Annotated in this window: 15 protein-coding genes and 1 riboswitch; of the genes, 7 read left to right on the forward strand and 8 right to left on the reverse strand. The window is 34.0% G+C overall.

The features are described 5' to 3' along the window. Positions 1–11: 11 nt before the first annotated feature. Together DM800_RS07445 and DM800_RS07450 are read right to left on the reverse strand one after the other, a co-directional pair. The gene (locus DM800_RS07445; RefSeq protein WP_088608085.1) at positions 12–674 is read right to left on the reverse strand and encodes a YkyA family protein; all 663 of its coding nucleotides are present in this window, start codon (positions 672–674) and stop codon (positions 12–14) included. 659 nt (positions 675–1,333) lie between these two features. Further along, a complete protein-coding gene (locus DM800_RS07450; RefSeq protein WP_087985096.1) occupies positions 1,334–1,975 on the reverse strand; it encodes a diguanylate cyclase domain-containing protein in 642 nt (213 codons plus the stop codon). A 163-nt stretch (positions 1,976–2,138) separates the two neighbouring features. Here DM800_RS07450 and DM800_RS07455 point away from each other — a divergent pair, with 163 nt between their 5' ends. Continuing rightward, positions 2,139–2,372 carry an SPP1 phage holin family protein gene (locus DM800_RS07455; protein WP_000939452.1) on the forward strand — a complete coding sequence of 78 codons (234 nt, stop codon included), beginning with the start codon at positions 2,139–2,141 and terminating at the stop codon, positions 2,370–2,372. A 31-nt stretch (positions 2,373–2,403) separates the two neighbouring features. Here DM800_RS07455 and DM800_RS07460 read toward each other — a convergent pair whose 3' ends face one another. Further along, positions 2,404–2,904 carry a hypothetical protein gene (locus tag DM800_RS07460; RefSeq protein ID WP_147786660.1) on the reverse strand — a complete coding sequence of 167 codons (501 nt, stop codon included), beginning with the start codon at positions 2,902–2,904 and terminating at the stop codon, positions 2,404–2,406. A gap of 425 nt (positions 2,905–3,329) precedes the next feature. Between DM800_RS07460 and DM800_RS07465 the strand changes: the two genes are divergently transcribed. After that, positions 3,330–4,871: an MDR family MFS transporter gene (locus tag DM800_RS07465; protein ID WP_088064325.1), complete on the forward strand. Its 1,542-nt coding sequence runs from the start codon at positions 3,330–3,332 to the stop codon at positions 4,869–4,871. A 91-nt stretch (positions 4,872–4,962) separates the two neighbouring features. Further along, positions 4,963–5,520 carry a PadR family transcriptional regulator gene (locus tag DM800_RS07470; RefSeq protein ID WP_060488391.1) on the forward strand — a complete coding sequence of 186 codons (558 nt, stop codon included), beginning with the start codon at positions 4,963–4,965 and terminating at the stop codon, positions 5,518–5,520. 190 nt (positions 5,521–5,710) lie between these two features. Here DM800_RS07470 and DM800_RS07475 read toward each other — a convergent pair whose 3' ends face one another. Next, positions 5,711–6,142 carry an NUDIX hydrolase gene (locus DM800_RS07475; RefSeq protein ID WP_046957439.1) on the reverse strand — a complete coding sequence of 144 codons (432 nt, stop codon included), beginning with the start codon at positions 6,140–6,142 and terminating at the stop codon, positions 5,711–5,713. Positions 6,143–6,496: 354 nt separating this feature from the next. After that, a riboswitch (cobalamin riboswitch) is annotated at positions 6,497–6,684 on the forward strand. Between the two features lie 128 nt (positions 6,685–6,812). Between DM800_RS07475 and metE the strand changes: the two genes are divergently transcribed. Further along, positions 6,813–9,101 carry a 5-methyltetrahydropteroyltriglutamate--homocysteine S-methyltransferase gene (gene metE / locus DM800_RS07480; RefSeq protein WP_088064326.1) on the forward strand — a complete coding sequence of 763 codons (2,289 nt, stop codon included), beginning with the start codon at positions 6,813–6,815 and terminating at the stop codon, positions 9,099–9,101. Between the two features lie 37 nt (positions 9,102–9,138). Here metE and comJ read toward each other — a convergent pair whose 3' ends face one another. Both comJ and nucA read right to left on the reverse strand, forming a co-directional pair. Then, complete coding sequence (gene comJ, locus DM800_RS07485; RefSeq protein ID WP_000424016.1) at positions 9,139–9,528, reverse strand: competence protein ComJ; 390 nt, start codon at positions 9,526–9,528, stop codon at positions 9,139–9,141. A gap of 36 nt (positions 9,529–9,564) precedes the next feature. Then, a complete protein-coding gene (nucA, locus tag DM800_RS07490) occupies positions 9,565–9,999 on the reverse strand; it encodes a DNA-entry nuclease (RefSeq protein WP_147786661.1) in 435 nt (144 codons plus the stop codon). 236 nt (positions 10,000–10,235) lie between these two features. Between nucA and DM800_RS07495 the strand changes: the two genes are divergently transcribed. Next, on the forward strand, positions 10,236–10,985 hold the full coding sequence (locus DM800_RS07495; protein ID WP_000387495.1) for a DUF3967 domain-containing protein: 750 nt from the start codon (positions 10,236–10,238) through the stop codon (positions 10,983–10,985). Between the two features lie 52 nt (positions 10,986–11,037). On the opposite strand, the gene kinB is transcribed toward DM800_RS07495, so the two are convergent. Then, the gene (gene kinB / locus DM800_RS07500) at positions 11,038–12,312 is read right to left on the reverse strand and encodes a sporulation sensor histidine kinase KinB (protein ID WP_000420378.1); all 1,275 of its coding nucleotides are present in this window, start codon (positions 12,310–12,312) and stop codon (positions 11,038–11,040) included. 309 nt (positions 12,313–12,621) lie between these two features. Here kinB and DM800_RS07505 point away from each other — a divergent pair, with 309 nt between their 5' ends. Next, positions 12,622–12,822 carry a hypothetical protein gene (locus DM800_RS07505; RefSeq protein ID WP_000929285.1) on the forward strand — a complete coding sequence of 67 codons (201 nt, stop codon included), beginning with the start codon at positions 12,622–12,624 and terminating at the stop codon, positions 12,820–12,822. A gap of 123 nt (positions 12,823–12,945) precedes the next feature. Beyond that, positions 12,946–14,109, forward strand: coding sequence for an aminotransferase A (locus tag DM800_RS07510; RefSeq protein WP_147786662.1), 1,164 nt, complete (start codon positions 12,946–12,948; stop codon positions 14,107–14,109). A 4-nt stretch (positions 14,110–14,113) separates the two neighbouring features. Here DM800_RS07510 and malR read toward each other — a convergent pair whose 3' ends face one another. Then, positions 14,114–15,145, reverse strand: a complete 1,032-nt coding sequence (gene malR, locus DM800_RS07515) for a maltose operon transcriptional repressor MalR (protein ID WP_048546170.1) — start codon at positions 15,143–15,145, stop codon at positions 14,114–14,116. Between the last annotated feature and the right edge of the window lie 257 nt (positions 15,146–15,402).

Genomic DNA, 15,402 nt, shown 5'->3' on the forward strand with positions numbered 1-15,402 from the left:
GCCAAACTGTTTTATTTTTTCTCTTCTTTAATTTTAATATTTGCTTGTTTATAAAAAGCTATTTTTTCTGTATTATAAGATTTCGTAAATTCATTAAACTTGTCTTTTTCTGATTCAATATCCTTATAAGATTGATTTACTACTTTTACCTTTTCACTAATATCTTTTAATTTTGTACCTTTATCTTGTAACATTGTATATAATTCTTTTTCTTGTTTTAACGATTTATTATAGCTATCATACATCTTGTTAAATGAATCTTGTCGTTTCTCATATGTGCTTTTCACTTTACCTGCTTGATCTTTCAATTTCTTATCTTCAATTTTCTTCACATATTTATCTACTGATTTCACTTCTTCTTGTGCCTTATTTAAAGATTCTTTTTCTTTTTTTAGCACTTTTTCTCGTTCATCTGTATTTTTCACTGCTTGGTTCAGTTTTTCCTTAACAGTTTGATTATTATCTTTTCCTTCTTGAACAATCTGGTTATATAATTCTTGTCCTTCTTTCTCTAAAGTTTCAAGTTTCTTTGCATCTTCAAACATTGTTTTTTCTTGCTTTGCAGCATTTTCAAACGCAACATATAATTCCTCTTCTGGTTTCGGCCCGAAACAACCGGCTAATAAAGTCATTGATAATGCAGTTACAATTGCTAATTTACTATACTTCAACATCTTTTTCCTCCTACTTATATACGATCATCGTGTAAAAAGCTATGAAAATTATATACCCTTCTATAAACTCCACACTCGCACCTTTTTTACGAAAATCATTGATATTATTTATTATACTTGTCAAATTGTATTACTTGAAATTACATTTTACGTCTTTGAACTCAATAGCAGTTTCGTATCCATCTTTACATATACTTTTACTTGGTACTTTTTAAAACTTGTTCATACTATGTATTACATAAAAGTACAACGGAATTCATCACAGCCATAATAATTTGAAGAACAACAGTAATAATTCACCTGATAAAGGATGTTCGTTGTTCTCTCACGTCTATCATTCTATCATTCCCTTTCCGCTTTCCATCAAATAATTTCTTTGTTCATTTTACACAGTTTAAATGCTAACTTGCAACAACTTACAATTATTCTTGTCATTCCCTAAAAAGGAAAAGTGTAGAGCATGCTTCCCTCTACACTTTTAAAATGAAACACATTGTGCAAAATGCATTGACACATCCATCATAATTATATGCTTATTCCATATATTTTTAAAGACTTTTATTACAATAAAAGTTCTTTTTGTAATAAAAGTCAAAAAAATGTTACATTAAAAACTTCTTCATATCATATTTCTTTAAATCAAAGTTTCACTCATTTTCTTACAAATCCCTATGCTGGTACAATTGATTTTGTGCCTTTCTTAACAATTCTTCAAAAGTTTTTCCTCCTATTGGATAACTAGCAGCTCCAAATAATAGCGTCATACTTAACAAACCATTTTCTATTTCACTTTCAATATTTTTCATTAATCGATTTGTTATTGTCGACTTTTCATGTCCGTTATCAATCGCCACAATAACATACTTATTTTCATCCCACCTAGTAACGACATCTCCTTTACGAATTGTCTTTACAATCGTACTCTCCAATTTTTGTACTAACACCTCCAATTTTTTTTCTTGCACTGTTTCTTTTAGTTCTTTCCATTCTTTCACAGAAAGAATGTACACTGTAATATTATGAGAATCCCGTTCTGATAAAGCAGCTACTTTCTCAAAGAAATCAACTACAAAATCATTACTTGCCATTCCCCCTACTTCCGTATCCATACGCCCACTCGCTCTTTTATCATACCAATGTCCAAAATAATAGCTGAGTATCATTTGCAATATATAAATAATAAAGACGGTATAAAATGATCGCGAATCCAGTTTTGTAATTACATCCTGAAGCGCAATCCATTCTGTAACTGCCACTGTATTCCCAAGTAATAACCCACTAATTTTCCCTTTATGTTTCATACTTCTCCTCCTTTCTATACCAATATATGTTTCTATAACAATTATGTTTTTCTACAAAATAAAAAATGTACATATTGAGTGTACATTTCCGCTTAAGCTTGTCTACCATTTCTATTCTATTTCATATATATACTATATATCGTTTTAGAAAGAGGTGACTTATATGCTACAAAAAGAGAATCTATCAGATATTATACGTTTACTAGCAGGTTTTCTATTATCATTAAAATTACTGTTTAATTCTTTCGGAGTGAACTTTATTACAAACGATCAAATTGATGCTATTGTAAATGTTGCTTCCTTTCTTTTCATTTTATATTTTGGTTATAAAAATAATTATGTAGGAAAAAAAGGAATCGAGCAAAAAAAAGTACTCAAAAAACACAATCTTCATTAAAAAAGGAACCTTTCTTACAGGTTCCTTTTTATCATTGCCGCACAACAACTTCATTTGTTTGCAGTGGACCATATGATACTCCTTTATATTGAAATGTATATGTAGCCTGAAATAATGCGTTTTTAAGTGCTTTATCTTTATTTGCTTTTATTTTACAAATTAGTTCTACCTTCTCATTCGGTAATAAATTATCAATCCGCCACCTTACAAGCTGGAACAGGAACTCACTCATCCCCTTATCAGCCTTTAATGAGTTTGGAATATAGGCAAAATAATCTCGAATCATATGACTTACTACAACTCGTGAAATCATTTCCATTCCTTTATTTTCAACTTCAATTCGAATAATAAGTATGTCATTTACATCATAGGTCATTTCATATGAAAATTTTTCTTTATACATACTACGGATTTGCAATGTAACTGCTACATTAGGACATTCATTTTCTTTTTTTGAGCCATCAATCCATAACACCGGTTGTAGCGGCATTGAACGCCTACCTTGATCTGAAATTCGTTTCCATATTTTCATAATAATATTCACCCCATTTCAGATGCATCATATCCATACGACCTTATTCTGCCTCTCCACACAATATTAATAAAGCTTGTTACAAACGATATATAGTTATTACTCTTTCTTTTATCCTATTCGACAATATAAAGAAAAAACCATTTTTCCTCTGTTAACAGAAGGTATTCTTACTGAAATATTTTTTTACAATTTCCTTCATTGACTTTACACCAATACTAAGTATTGCTCACTCTTTCTCTGTCCATACAACAGAATATTTTGGCGGAAGAAAAAGTTTGCCTTTTAGTCAAATTTGACTATAATATTCTTTATGGCTTTGTCAGTGCACTTATGTAAATTAATTTAAAAAACTATATTTCAAATTTTTATGCGCTGCACTCAAAACTTCATATAGTTTACTTATTATTAAAGGAGGGTTATATTTGGAATCTCAATTATCAAAAAAAGACTCCAACAATACAAAATTTGTTGTTGCAGGTTTATTACTTGGTATTTTAATGGCGGCAATGGATAATACAATCGTTGCAACAGCAATGGCAACGATTGTTGGAGACCTAGGAGGATTTGACAAGTTTGTTTGGGTCACGTCTGCATATATGGTAGCAACAATGGCAGGGATGCCTATCTTCGGAAAACTTTCTGATATGTACGGACGGAAACGCTTTTATATTGGTGGTCTCATTCTTTTCTTATTCGGTTCTGCACTTTGCGGGACAGCATCTAGTATTGAGCAACTAAGTATTTATAGAGCAATTCAAGGGATCGGTGGCGGTGCTCTTATGCCTATCGCCTTCACGATTATGTACGATATATTCCCACCAGAAAAGCGAGGAAAAATGACAGGGCTATTTGGTGCGGTTTTCGGGACATCTAGTGTATTTGGCCCTTTATTAGGTGCTTATATTACAGACTATATAAGTTGGCATTGGGTCTTCTATATTAATATTCCATTAGGAATTATCTCCTTCTTCTTCATTACTAAATACTACAGTGAATCTCTAGAATTTAGAAAACAAAAAATTGATTGGGCTGGCGCTATTACACTTGTTATTAGTATCGTTTGCTTAATGTTCGCCTTAGAACTTGGTGGTAAAGAATACGCATGGAATTCCACTGTAATTATCGGTTTATTTACAACAGTTGTTATTATGCTTATTATTTTCTTCTTCGTAGAACGAAAAGCAACTGAGCCTATCATTTCTTTCCATCTATTTAAAAAACCTTTATTCGCAGCTAGCCAAGGCGTTGCCTTTTTCTATGGTGCCGCTTTTATTATCTGTACAGTTTATATCCCAATCTTCGTTCAAGGTGTTCTCGGTGGTTCAGCCTCCAATGCTGGATTAATTTTAACACCTATGATGGTTGGCTCTGTAATTGGAAGTCAAACAGGTGGACAGTTAGCTTCTCGAACAAGCTATCGTAACATCATGATGGTATCTGGCATTTTCTTCGTAATTGGTATTTATTTACTAAGCACTTTAACAATGGATACACCTCGTCTACTTGTAACGCTATTTATGGTTCTCACTGGACTTGGAGTTGGTTTCTCGTTCTCAGTTTTAAGTATGTCTTCTATCCACAAGTTAGAAATGCGAGACCGTGGTTCTGCTACATCAACAAACTCATTCTTCCGTTCACTCGGTATGACTCTTGGTGTAACGATTTTTGGTACAATTCAAAACCATATTTTTACTACTAAATTAAACACTGTGTTCCCTCCAGAACTAGCTAAATTAGCTCCAAAAGGCGGAGACACAAGTTTCTTATTATCACAAGGTGCTACCGAGAAGATTCCAGCTGAAATATTAACTGGTATTAAAGATGCTCTCGCTACCTCTATTGCCAGTACATTCTTCTGGGCACTGATCCCGGCTGTACTAAGTGTTATTTGTATTTTACTTATGGGAAATGAACGCCTCTTTACAGGTCCAAAAACGAAACAAAAACAAAAGCAAGTAAGTTAATATAGAGAAAAGAAACGGCATATCCCTTTATGAAAACGGATATGCCGTTTATACTATGTATAAAGTTTTTATTTATAGGAGTTGAGACAGCATGAGCATGAAACTAGTCATTCTCGGCTTGCTACTCGAAGGGGATAAACATCCATATGAAGTGCAGCACATCATGAAAGAACGACAAATGGATTGTTATATTAAATATGCAAAAGGATCACTTTACTACGCCTTCGAGCAATTAGAAAAGCAGGGTGCAATTCGTATTACCACGATTGTTCGAGATACGAATAGACCCGATAAAACAATCTTTCATATAACAGAAGAAGGTAAACGGTTATTTCACACGTTACTATTAAAACAATTCGAGGCAAAAAATCAAATATATAAACCAATTTATTCAGCACTCTCTTTCGCTCATTTTGGTGATGATCAAGAGTTAATTCCTATTTTAGAAAAAAAGAAAAATGATACCGTTCAATATTTACATAAAATGCAAACTATATATGATTGTAGTAAAGGACAAATTCCACGTGCACAACTATATATTTTACAAAGCGTTATTGAACATATTACAGTTGAATTGCAATGGTTAAACACCCTCCTTACAGATGCAGTTGCAGGGCGACTGTCGGAAATTGATATAGATACAAATTAAACTTATAAAGAAGAAACTATAAAAAGACAATAAAGTTATTTCTTTTTACACCCTAAAACAAGCATCCCCCGTTCTAATTTAGGACGGGGGATGCTTGTTTTATTTTCGCTATAAGATACTTATTTCACTGCACTCAAAAATATAACAAAGATTTATTTATCACCGGCATCCCATAATAGAAGATTATTTCTTAAAATTCTATATAAAAAGGTTGTTGATTTTCATCCAAACTGTATTCAATTCTTTGTCTGAAATTCATAAAATTCACCATCTCTAACGCCTGCTCAATAGGATAGAACCCTACTTCCAAACTTTCTGGTGTAGTCGTTAATTTACCTCCAACTGGTCTAGCTAAAAACAACGTATTACATATTGAATGGTTCACATTTTGGAATACCCCACAAAATTTTAAAACTTCAATATCAACACCTGTCTCCTCTTTAGTCTCCCTTATTGCAGCATCCTTCAAAGACTCTCCTTCTTCAACTTGTCCACCTGGCATTTCCCATCCTCTTCTAGGTCCCTTAATTAATAAGATTTCTTTTTGTTCATTAATTACAATTGTCGCTGCTGAAACTATATGTTTTGGTGGTGAATAAATATTTTGTGTACTTTGTTCCAATTGAAATTCCCCATTTCTATAAACTTAGTATATGTATCTTTATACAGAAACCTTTTTCTTTCTTGTGATAACTTACTATTTCAAAATGAACCATTCAATCCCCTTCCTCATTCCAGAACATGGATTAATTTTCAAATAACATAACTAGCATCTTAGCTCTGTACAAGTACATACTTCTTTGTATGTTTAATCGTACTTACTTTCAATTCCTCTTACTTTTCTTCGCCTTATAAAAACCAGAATAATCAGAATAATAAAAATAAAAAACTTTAGAATTTTCTTATTTTAAAACAGTAGACAAAATTCCAAAAATTGTGTTAGAATTTGTTTCAATATCATATCGCTTGTTAACTTCCTTTCAAAAGGAAAATAGGTACACGAAAATTTTGTTTCGTGTTTAAAAGGGAAGCTTGGTGAAACTCCAACACGGTCCCGCCACTGTAAATGCTGAGATTTCTTTTCTATGCCACTGTGAAAACGGGAAGGTAAAAGAGGTTATATGAAGCATAAGTCAGGAGACCTGCCTGTTTTAACAACACTGATAGATTCACGGATGATGATGAGGTGTTAAAACAAAAAGGAAGGCTTATTTTCTATGCCTTTATGCTTTTTGTTATAGGTATTTCCTAGTAAACGGAAATGCTTACTTTCAATTAGGGAGGAATTTAAAATGGCAATTCAAACAAGTAACTTAGGTTATCCACGTATCGGACTACAACGAGAGTGGAAAAAGACATTGGAAGCTTTTTGGTCCAATAAAATCGATGAAGAACAATTTTTAACAAAGATGAAAACAATTCGCCTTCAACACGTAAAAGTACAGCAAGAAAAAGGGATTGAACTCATTCCAATTGGCGACTTTACATATTATGATCACGTTTTGGATACTGCTTATATGCTAGGATTTATCCCATCACGTTTTTCTGAGTTTACATCTTACCTTGATGTATATTTCGCAATGGCGCGTGGCTCTAAAGATCACGTAGCTTCTGAAATGACAAAATGGTTTAACACAAACTATCATTATATCGTTCCTGAATATGAAGAGGGATTACAAATCTCTTTAAAAGATAATCGTCCACTTCGCTTATACGAAGAGGCAAAACAAGAATTAGGAGTAGATGGAAAACCTGTTATTTTAGGACCATATACTTTCTTAAAATTAGCTAAAGGCTACACACAAGAGCAATTTGCTACGATTTTAAAACAGTTAGTTGCACCTTACGTACAACTGATTTCAGAACTACATGCAGCTGGTGCACAAGTCATTCAAGTTGATGAACCGATTTTTGCTTCTTTAACGAAAGAAGAAGTTCAACAAGCAAAAGAAATTTATGAAGCTATTCGTAAAGAAGTTCCAAATGCGAATCTTCTTTTACAAACATATTTTGATAGTGTAGAAGAAAACTATGAAGAAATTATTACATTCCCTGTATCCGGTATTGGATTAGATTTCGTTCATGGTAAAGAAGGTAATCTAAATGCTATTTCAAAATATGGATTCCCAGCTGATAAAACTTTAGCTGTCGGTTGTATAGATGGCCGTAACATTTGGAGAGCTGACCTTGATGAAGTTCTGACGTTATTTACAACGTTACAAAAACAAGTCCAAACGAAAGATTTCATCGTTCAGCCTTCTTGTAGCTTATTGCATACGCCAATTGATAAAACAGAAGAAACTCACTTATCCACTGAGCTATTCGATGCGTTAGCATTTGCAAATCAAAAATTAGAAGAGTTAGTTCTTATTCATTCCGCTCTTACTCAAGGTACAGAAAGCATTAGTAATGAGCTGGAAACATACCGAAATGTACATCATACAATTCGTTCATCTGCTGCACGTAACCGAGAAGATGTTAAAGCAGCACGAACAGCACTAAAAGAAGAAGATTTTTCACGTCCTCTTCCATTTGAAAAACGATACGAATTACAACAAGTTGCCCTGGAGTTACCGTTATTACCAACAACGACTATTGGTAGCTTCCCGCAAACAACTGAAGTTCGTCAAACTCGAAAAGAATGGCGTAACGGTGTTATTTCAAATGAACAATATGAACAATTTATTGAAAAAGAGACAGAAAAATGGATTCGTTACCAAGAAGAAATTGGTCTTGATGTTCTTGTACATGGTGAATTCGAAAGAACTGACATGGTCGAATATTTTGGTGAGCGCCTTGCTGGTTTCTCATTCACTAAAAACGGTTGGGTACAATCATACGGTTCTCGCTGCGTAAAACCACCTGTTATTTATGGCGATGTTGCCTTTATTAACGGAATGACTATTAAGGAAACAGTTTATGCACAAAGCTTAACAGAGAAAGTTGTAAAAGGAATGTTAACTGGACCTGTTACGATTTTAAATTGGTCCTTCGTTCGAAATGACATTCCAAGAAAAGAAGTTTCGTATCAAATTGCATTAGCTCTTCGTCACGAAATTGAACTACTTGAATCTTCCGGAATTCGAGTAATCCAAGTCGATGAGCCAGCACTTCGTGAAGGAATGCCACTAAAAGAAAAAGATTGGGATGCTTATATTACATGGGCAGTACAATCCTTCCTTTTAGCAACTTCTTCTGTAGCAAATGAAACACAAATTCATACGCATATGTGTTACAGTAACTTCGAAGATATTGTTGATGCGATTCGCGCATTAGATGCAGATGTGATTTCTATCGAAACATCAAGAAGTCACGGTGAATTTATTGACACATTAAAACATACAACATACGAAAAAGGCATCGGTCTAGGTGTATATGATATTCATAGCCCACGTGTACCGAGTAAAGATGAAATGTATAAAATCGTAGAACAATCTTTAGAAGTATGTGATCCTAAATATTTCTGGATTAATCCTGATTGTGGTTTAAAAACGAGAAGAACGGAAGAAGTTATCCCGGCTTTAGAACACATGGTGCAAGCAGCAAAAGATGCTCGTTCCCTGCTAAAAACAAACGCATAACAAAAATGGGTTATCCTCAAAAAGGATAACCCATTTTTTATTCTTTACTTTCAAAAAAGAATTCGTATTGTATTTTATATAATTCATCATCTGTTGGTTCTTCAAGAGGAGTTGCCTGTAATACAACCGTATACTCACCATTCGGAATAGGGATTTGGAATTTATTCGAAAGAATACTTGTTACAACGATACATTCATTTTTAACTGTAAAAGGAACTGTAACCGTTCTAATCACCTCTTCTTTCTCAATATGTTTCCCAGGGGTCACTTTTACTTCACAAGTATAATCAGAGAGTGCTTCAAAAATAACAGTTCCATCCGCCTTCGCATAACCTCTTTCAAAATCTTCATCCGTCCAGTCTACGTAAGGCTGATCACCGTCATAGTTCATCAACATTAATTGCGAATAAGAAATTGTTAACTCCATCGTTCCCCTTCTCCTTCATTATGAAATATGCAACTACTACTTTACGTCAAATTTCACACGCGTACCATCTGGGTATTTATCTAACTTATTTCCTACCCAAGACCCTGCTCCGCGGTTATCTGCTGGACTTATATATTCAATATGTGCTCCTTTTCCGCCTTCTTTACACATCGCCATTGGCCATTCATCACGATCATACCCTTTTTTTGATGGGTATGGAGCTAACGATAATTTTCTTCTATCCGCAGCACCACCACGGTCGATTGTACAAACTTCTGAATGTCCTTCTTTTATAGCATCCGTAATATGTTTCCCTGTCTCTGGATATCGCTCTTTCGGAAATTCTAGAACTTGATCATATGCATTCGTTTTTTTGATACTTGTTTCCTCTGGAACAAGTACTTCATAAACCGCTACTAAAATAGAAAGAATTGCAATAATTGAAATGATAATACCTTTTAATTGCTTCATGTATACCTCCATGCTTCTACCAGTTTCTTTTCCTCAGTTATTATAACAAACTTCTCCTGTATATGTTTTCAGACATTATTTTAGCTCTTCTTCGCCATTCCGCCAAAAACTCTCATTTTTCTTCATCTTTTCACTAATGCTGTAGAAAACTAATAACCTTCCGACATTCTTTTTTAAAGGAAGTCCTCATAAAAGATTGAAATGATATATACGATACTTTTTGGGGAGGAAATAACATGGAAGCTATCTATAAAACGAAAGATGTCACGAATAAAACAGGCATCCCAAAACATATAGTCCGTAAATATAGCCAACTGTTAGAGGAACATGGTTATATCATTTCAAAAACAGCTGATGCTCGTATTTATAAACTGGATGATTTAAAACTATTGAAATCTATACATGAAAGAGCTGCTAAACTGCAAGAAGATATTTCAGAAACGATACCTATTATTTTAAAAGAAAAAGAGGCCCCGCCTGTACCCGCTATACAAGATAAGCAAGAAATACAAACGAAAGAAAAAGAAGATGGGCGTAACTTTGAGGAGTTCATGTTAAAACTTGAAATGCTCGCTCAATTAAATGAAGCAATTATTCATCAAAATTCTACCCTTATTACCCAAAATCGTTTAAAAGATGAAAAGCTAGATGAATTGATGCAACAAGTTTATGTAAAAGAAGGCTCTCAAGAAAAAATGCTACAAGAGTTAGTAGATCATGCCGCTCAAACAGATGCCCTGCAAAAAGAAAAGATGGACTTATTAATGAATCATATGTATAAACGAGAATCCAAGCAAGAGGAAAAAATGAATAAACTCGTAAATCAAATTTATAATAAAGACAGCAACCGGGATGCACAACTTATGCAAGTGATTCGCGAAATTCAAGAAACAAAAAGATTAGTCGCAGCTTCGAAAGAACAAAGTTTTTTTCAATCATTTAGAAGTTTATTTAGCCGATCAAAACAAGAAAAAACATCTGAATAAAATAATATTTTTTTCCTATATAAAATAAAAAGTTACCTGCCATCGGTAACTTTTATTCCTTATTTCTTACAGCTGGCAATATAATAATCGCTTCAGTTCCTTTCCCACTTTCGCTTTTATATTCCAGCGTACCATTATGCGCTTGTAAAATACTAAATGTTACCATAAGTCCTAATCCTGTCCCTTTTTCTTTTAAAGAATAATACGGTTGTCCCAGTCTTACTAACTGTTCTTTCGTCATTCCAACACCACTATCTTTAACTCTTATTACTATCGTTTCATCTTTTTGCATAGCCGTTACTTTTAAATATCCTTTATTTCCTTGGATTGCTTCAATACCATTTTTAACAACATTCATAATAGCTTGCTTCAATTTCGTCTTATCACCGATCGTATAAAGACTTTCAGAAATCTCAACTTGCAAATATACACCTTGCATCGCTGCAAATGATGACATAAGAGTTGTCATTTCAATTAATTGAGCGGATAAGCAAATGTGTTCTTTTTTCTCAATTTGCGGCCTTGCTAAATTCAAATAATCTGAAATAATTTGTTCTGCCCGATCCAATTCGGCTAATACGAGACGCATATAATCCTTATTCTTCACATCTTCCGTACTTTCTAACAATTGAATAAAACCACGAACAACAGTGAGCGGATTTCGAACCTCATGTGCAACACTTGCTGCCAACTCACTTACAATATTAAGCTTTTCTGACTTTTGCATCTCTGTACGTAATATTGCATTTTCGTTTAAATATTCTGTTAAGTACACTTGAAATACCATAGTCATAACCATAATAAGCGAAGCAAATATATATCCGCTATATAAGTGTGAAATGTGTGGTGTAAACCCCGTTTCTAACAGAACGTTAATCATACCAATCACTAAAGAAACAAGTACGTACAATGATGAAATCATAAATGCTAAAATTAGCTTCTTATCCCTTGAAAATAGAGACCATTTCTTTGATAAAAATAATGGAACTATCAATAGAAATATTACTTCTATGACCGGAAGAAGGCTCATTCCCTTTAGCGCCCATTCATATGCAACAAAAATAACGGCCGGGATTAAACCAACAATCCCACCATATAAAAAACCACTAACAATCGGGATTGGGTGAAAATTATACCCACAAATGTCACCAAAACAAATAGAGTATGTCATGGAGAGAATGAGTGTAATGCTGGATAAAAACATAATAAAGTAGCGGTTCGGCTTCGGAGGCATTTCTTGATAACGATTTAAACGAATCGCTTCATATAAAAATAGTGGCAAAATAATGATGGCAATTTGGATCATTAAATCACGGATCAGCTCCATAGCCTCTCATCCCCTATATGTATTTTGATATGATTATATCATTTTACGGGTTTATTTGTTTTAAAATTTTGATTTTTCTTAACATATTTGTTAATTCTTTGTTAACAGCACATAATAATTGTTACAGATTTTCGAAATGAATGTAAACCCTGTACCAAATTTCTGCCTGACAGTATACAATGAATACGGATTACAAAGAAAATAAAAAATACTTCATGAGACGGACAACTATAGCAAAATACAGCATATAATCCATACTATCTATGTTTACAAATAAGTGATCATTATTTTAGTAGGAGGAAGATAAATATGGCGGGTACTACGCTTGTTTTAAAAGAAGAAAATTTGGTCGTTCTAGAAAATGTTGAAAAATCAGTATATGAAGAGTTACAGCATAAAACCGGAGAAGAAAATTGCACATGTGCTGTGAATGAATCAGTTGTTCACCTTGGCAAAGTATCCTCTGTACTTTGGAATGAAGATGAAATAGATTGGGAGTACGGATATTAAAAAGTCGCTTACAGCGGCTTTTTTTCTATTATCCCTCTCTTTCTACATAACATATACGCAAGCGAAATCATAGAAAATATGTTAAAATGAAATTAATTTTCAAACGGAAGAAAGGGAGATACAATGGAACAATTCATTAATCCTAGAGTGAAGGACATCCAAATTTCTGGAATCCGTCAATTCTCTAACATGATTCAAAACTATGATAATCTTATCTCTTTAACAATTGGACAACCCGATTTCCCTACGCCTTCTCTCGTAAAAGAAGCGGCAAAACGGGCTATTACAGAAAATTATACAAGCTATACACATAACGCTGGTTTACTAGAATTACGCAAGGCAGCTTGTAACTTTGTAAAAGATAACTACGATTTACAGTATTCACCTGAAAACGAAACCATCGTTACAATCGGTGCTAGTGAAGCAATTGATATTGCATTCCGAACGATTTTAGAGCCAGGAACAGAAGTTATTTTACCTGTCCCTATTTATCCAGGATACGAACCAATTATTCGATTATGCGGTGCTACACCTATTTTTATCGATGTTCGTGAAACTGGCTTCCGTTTAACAGCCGAAGCGCTAGAAAATGCTATTACAGAAAAAACAAGATGCGTCGTACTGCCATATCCTTCTAATCCAACTGGTGTAACTTTATCAAAAGAAGAATTACAGGATATTGTAACTGTTTTAAAAGATAAAAATATTTTCGTCCTTTCTGATGAAATTTATAGCGAACTTGTATATGAACAAAAGCATACATCTATCGCTCATTTCCCAGAAATGCGTGAAAAGACTATCGTCATTAACGGTTTATCAAAATCTCATTCTATGACTGGCTGGCGTATCGGTCTATTATTCGCACCAAGCTATTTAGCAGGACATATACTAAAAGTTCATCAATACAACGTAACGTGTGCTACTTCAATCGCTCAATATGCTGCAATTGAAGCATTAACAGCTGCTAAAGATGCACCAAAAATGATGCGTCATCAATACAAGAAACGCCGCGATTATGTATATAATCGACTCATTCAAATGGGCTTAACAGTTGAAAAGCCAACAGGTGCATTTTACTTATTCCCATATGTTGGTCATTTAACATCTTCATCATTTGATTTTGCACTTGACCTTGTCAAAGAAGCTGGACTAGCTGTCGTTCCTGGAACTGCATTTTCTGAATATGGTGAAGGCTATCTTCGCTTGTCCTATGCGTATAGTATTGAAACTTTAAAAGAAGGCTGTGATCGATTAGAGGCCTTTCTACAACAAAAAGCTAAGAGTTAAACTCTCAGCTTTTTGTTGCATAATGATCGCAAGTTTGGCGCTTTAGTAATTTATGAGGAATAATAATACACTTTGCAGTAGACTCTGCATTCTCTACTTTATCCACTAAAGCTTTTGCTGCCTCATATCCTAGTTGATAAATATTCACATCAACTGTCGAAAGTGGCGGACTCGCAATTTCTGATAATAAAGCATTGTTAAAGCTTATAATGGAAACATCCTTTGGTACAACGAATCCTTTTTTAGAAAGAGCACTTAACACACCAAGTCCAATTAAATCATCCGTTGCCACAATTGCTGTCGGTGGTTGCTGTAGTCCCATTAACTCCTCAACGGCTTGTTGACCACTTTCCCTCGAAAAATCAAAATGTAAAATATACTCTTTTGGTAATACAATGTCCGCTAATTTTAAAGCATCACTCATACCAGCCAAACGATCTCTCGTTACAAGTAAATCTGATCCACCGCCGATGAACGCGATTTGTTTATGACCTAATGAAATCAAATATTCTGCTACTTCTCTTGCAGCTGTATAATTGTCATTATCTACATATGTAATTTCATCTTTTCGATCATACGGTTTCCCAATTAAAACAAACGGGAAATTTTGTTTATGCAAATATTGAATAATCCGATCATTCTCTCTTGAATATAAAAGAATAATGCCACCAATTTGGCGCCCCTGTACCATCTTTACAACACCATTAAAAATTTCATCTTCCGTCTCACCTGTCGACATATAAAGCGCATACCCTTCCACATGTGCAAATGAACTAATCCCTCTTATAACTTCTGGGAAAAACGGATTTTGAAAAGCTTTACTTGCAGAACTTGGCATAACAAGACCAAGTGTTTTTGTTGTTTGGTTAGCTAGGTTTCTTGCGTTTAAATTGGGATGATACCCTAGTTCACTCATTACTTTCCGAACACGACGCTTTGTTTTTTCACTTATACTTGGATTATCAGCAATTACACGAGAAACGGTAGATGGTGCTACATTCGCCTTCTTCGCCACATCTTTAATTGTAACTGTCATAAAAATCCCCCTCCTCTCACTTCTCTGCCATTTTGTTATATATTTTAATCTTGCACCCGTTGCAAGTAATAGGAGCAATCATAAACTTTCATTGATTCTATCTTGTAATACCTATCATATTCTCCCTCTCCATGTATTGTAAGGGATATAGCTCTTTTTTCCTATACTATAATATACTATTTATTTCACTTCTTTTCATATGTGATGTCAAATCTCTTTTCATCTCCCTATAAAGCTTTTTATAGGGAGATGAAAAG

The sequence above is a fragment of the Bacillus sp. AY18-3 genome (assembly GCF_008042305.1).
Taxonomy (GTDB): Bacteria; Bacillota; Bacilli; order Bacillales; family Bacillaceae_G; genus Bacillus_A; species Bacillus_A wiedmannii.

Excerpts from the sequence above, each read along its gene's own strand:
- DM800_RS07470 (WP_060488391.1), top strand. The coding sequence starts at position 4,963 with ATGAGCATGAAACTAGTCATTCTCGGCTTGCTACTCGAAGGGGATAAA.
- metE (WP_088064326.1), top strand. The coding sequence starts at position 6,813 with ATGGCAATTCAAACAAGTAACTTAGGTTATCCACGTATCGGACTACAA.
- nucA (WP_147786661.1), bottom strand. The coding sequence starts at position 9,999 with ATGAAGCAATTAAAAGGTATTATCATTTCAATTATTGCAATTCTTTCT.
- DM800_RS07445 (WP_088608085.1), bottom strand. The coding sequence starts at position 674 with ATGTTGAAGTATAGTAAATTAGCAATTGTAACTGCATTATCAATGACT.
- DM800_RS07495 (WP_000387495.1), top strand. The coding sequence starts at position 10,236 with ATGGAAGCTATCTATAAAACGAAAGATGTCACGAATAAAACAGGCATC.
- DM800_RS07450 (WP_087985096.1), bottom strand. The coding sequence starts at position 1,975 with ATGAAACATAAAGGGAAAATTAGTGGGTTATTACTTGGGAATACAGTG.
- DM800_RS07510 (WP_147786662.1), top strand. The coding sequence starts at position 12,946 with ATGGAACAATTCATTAATCCTAGAGTGAAGGACATCCAAATTTCTGGA.
- DM800_RS07460 (WP_147786660.1), bottom strand. The coding sequence starts at position 2,904 with ATGAAAATATGGAAACGAATTTCAGATCAAGGTAGGCGTTCAATGCCG.
- DM800_RS07455 (WP_000939452.1), top strand. The coding sequence starts at position 2,139 with ATGCTACAAAAAGAGAATCTATCAGATATTATACGTTTACTAGCAGGT.
- comJ (WP_000424016.1), bottom strand. The coding sequence starts at position 9,528 with ATGGAGTTAACAATTTCTTATTCGCAATTAATGTTGATGAACTATGAC.
- malR (WP_048546170.1), bottom strand. The coding sequence starts at position 15,145 with ATGACAGTTACAATTAAAGATGTGGCGAAGAAGGCGAATGTAGCACCA.
- kinB (WP_000420378.1), bottom strand. The coding sequence starts at position 12,312 with ATGGAGCTGATCCGTGATTTAATGATCCAAATTGCCATCATTATTTTG.
- DM800_RS07505 (WP_000929285.1), top strand. The coding sequence starts at position 12,622 with ATGGCGGGTACTACGCTTGTTTTAAAAGAAGAAAATTTGGTCGTTCTA.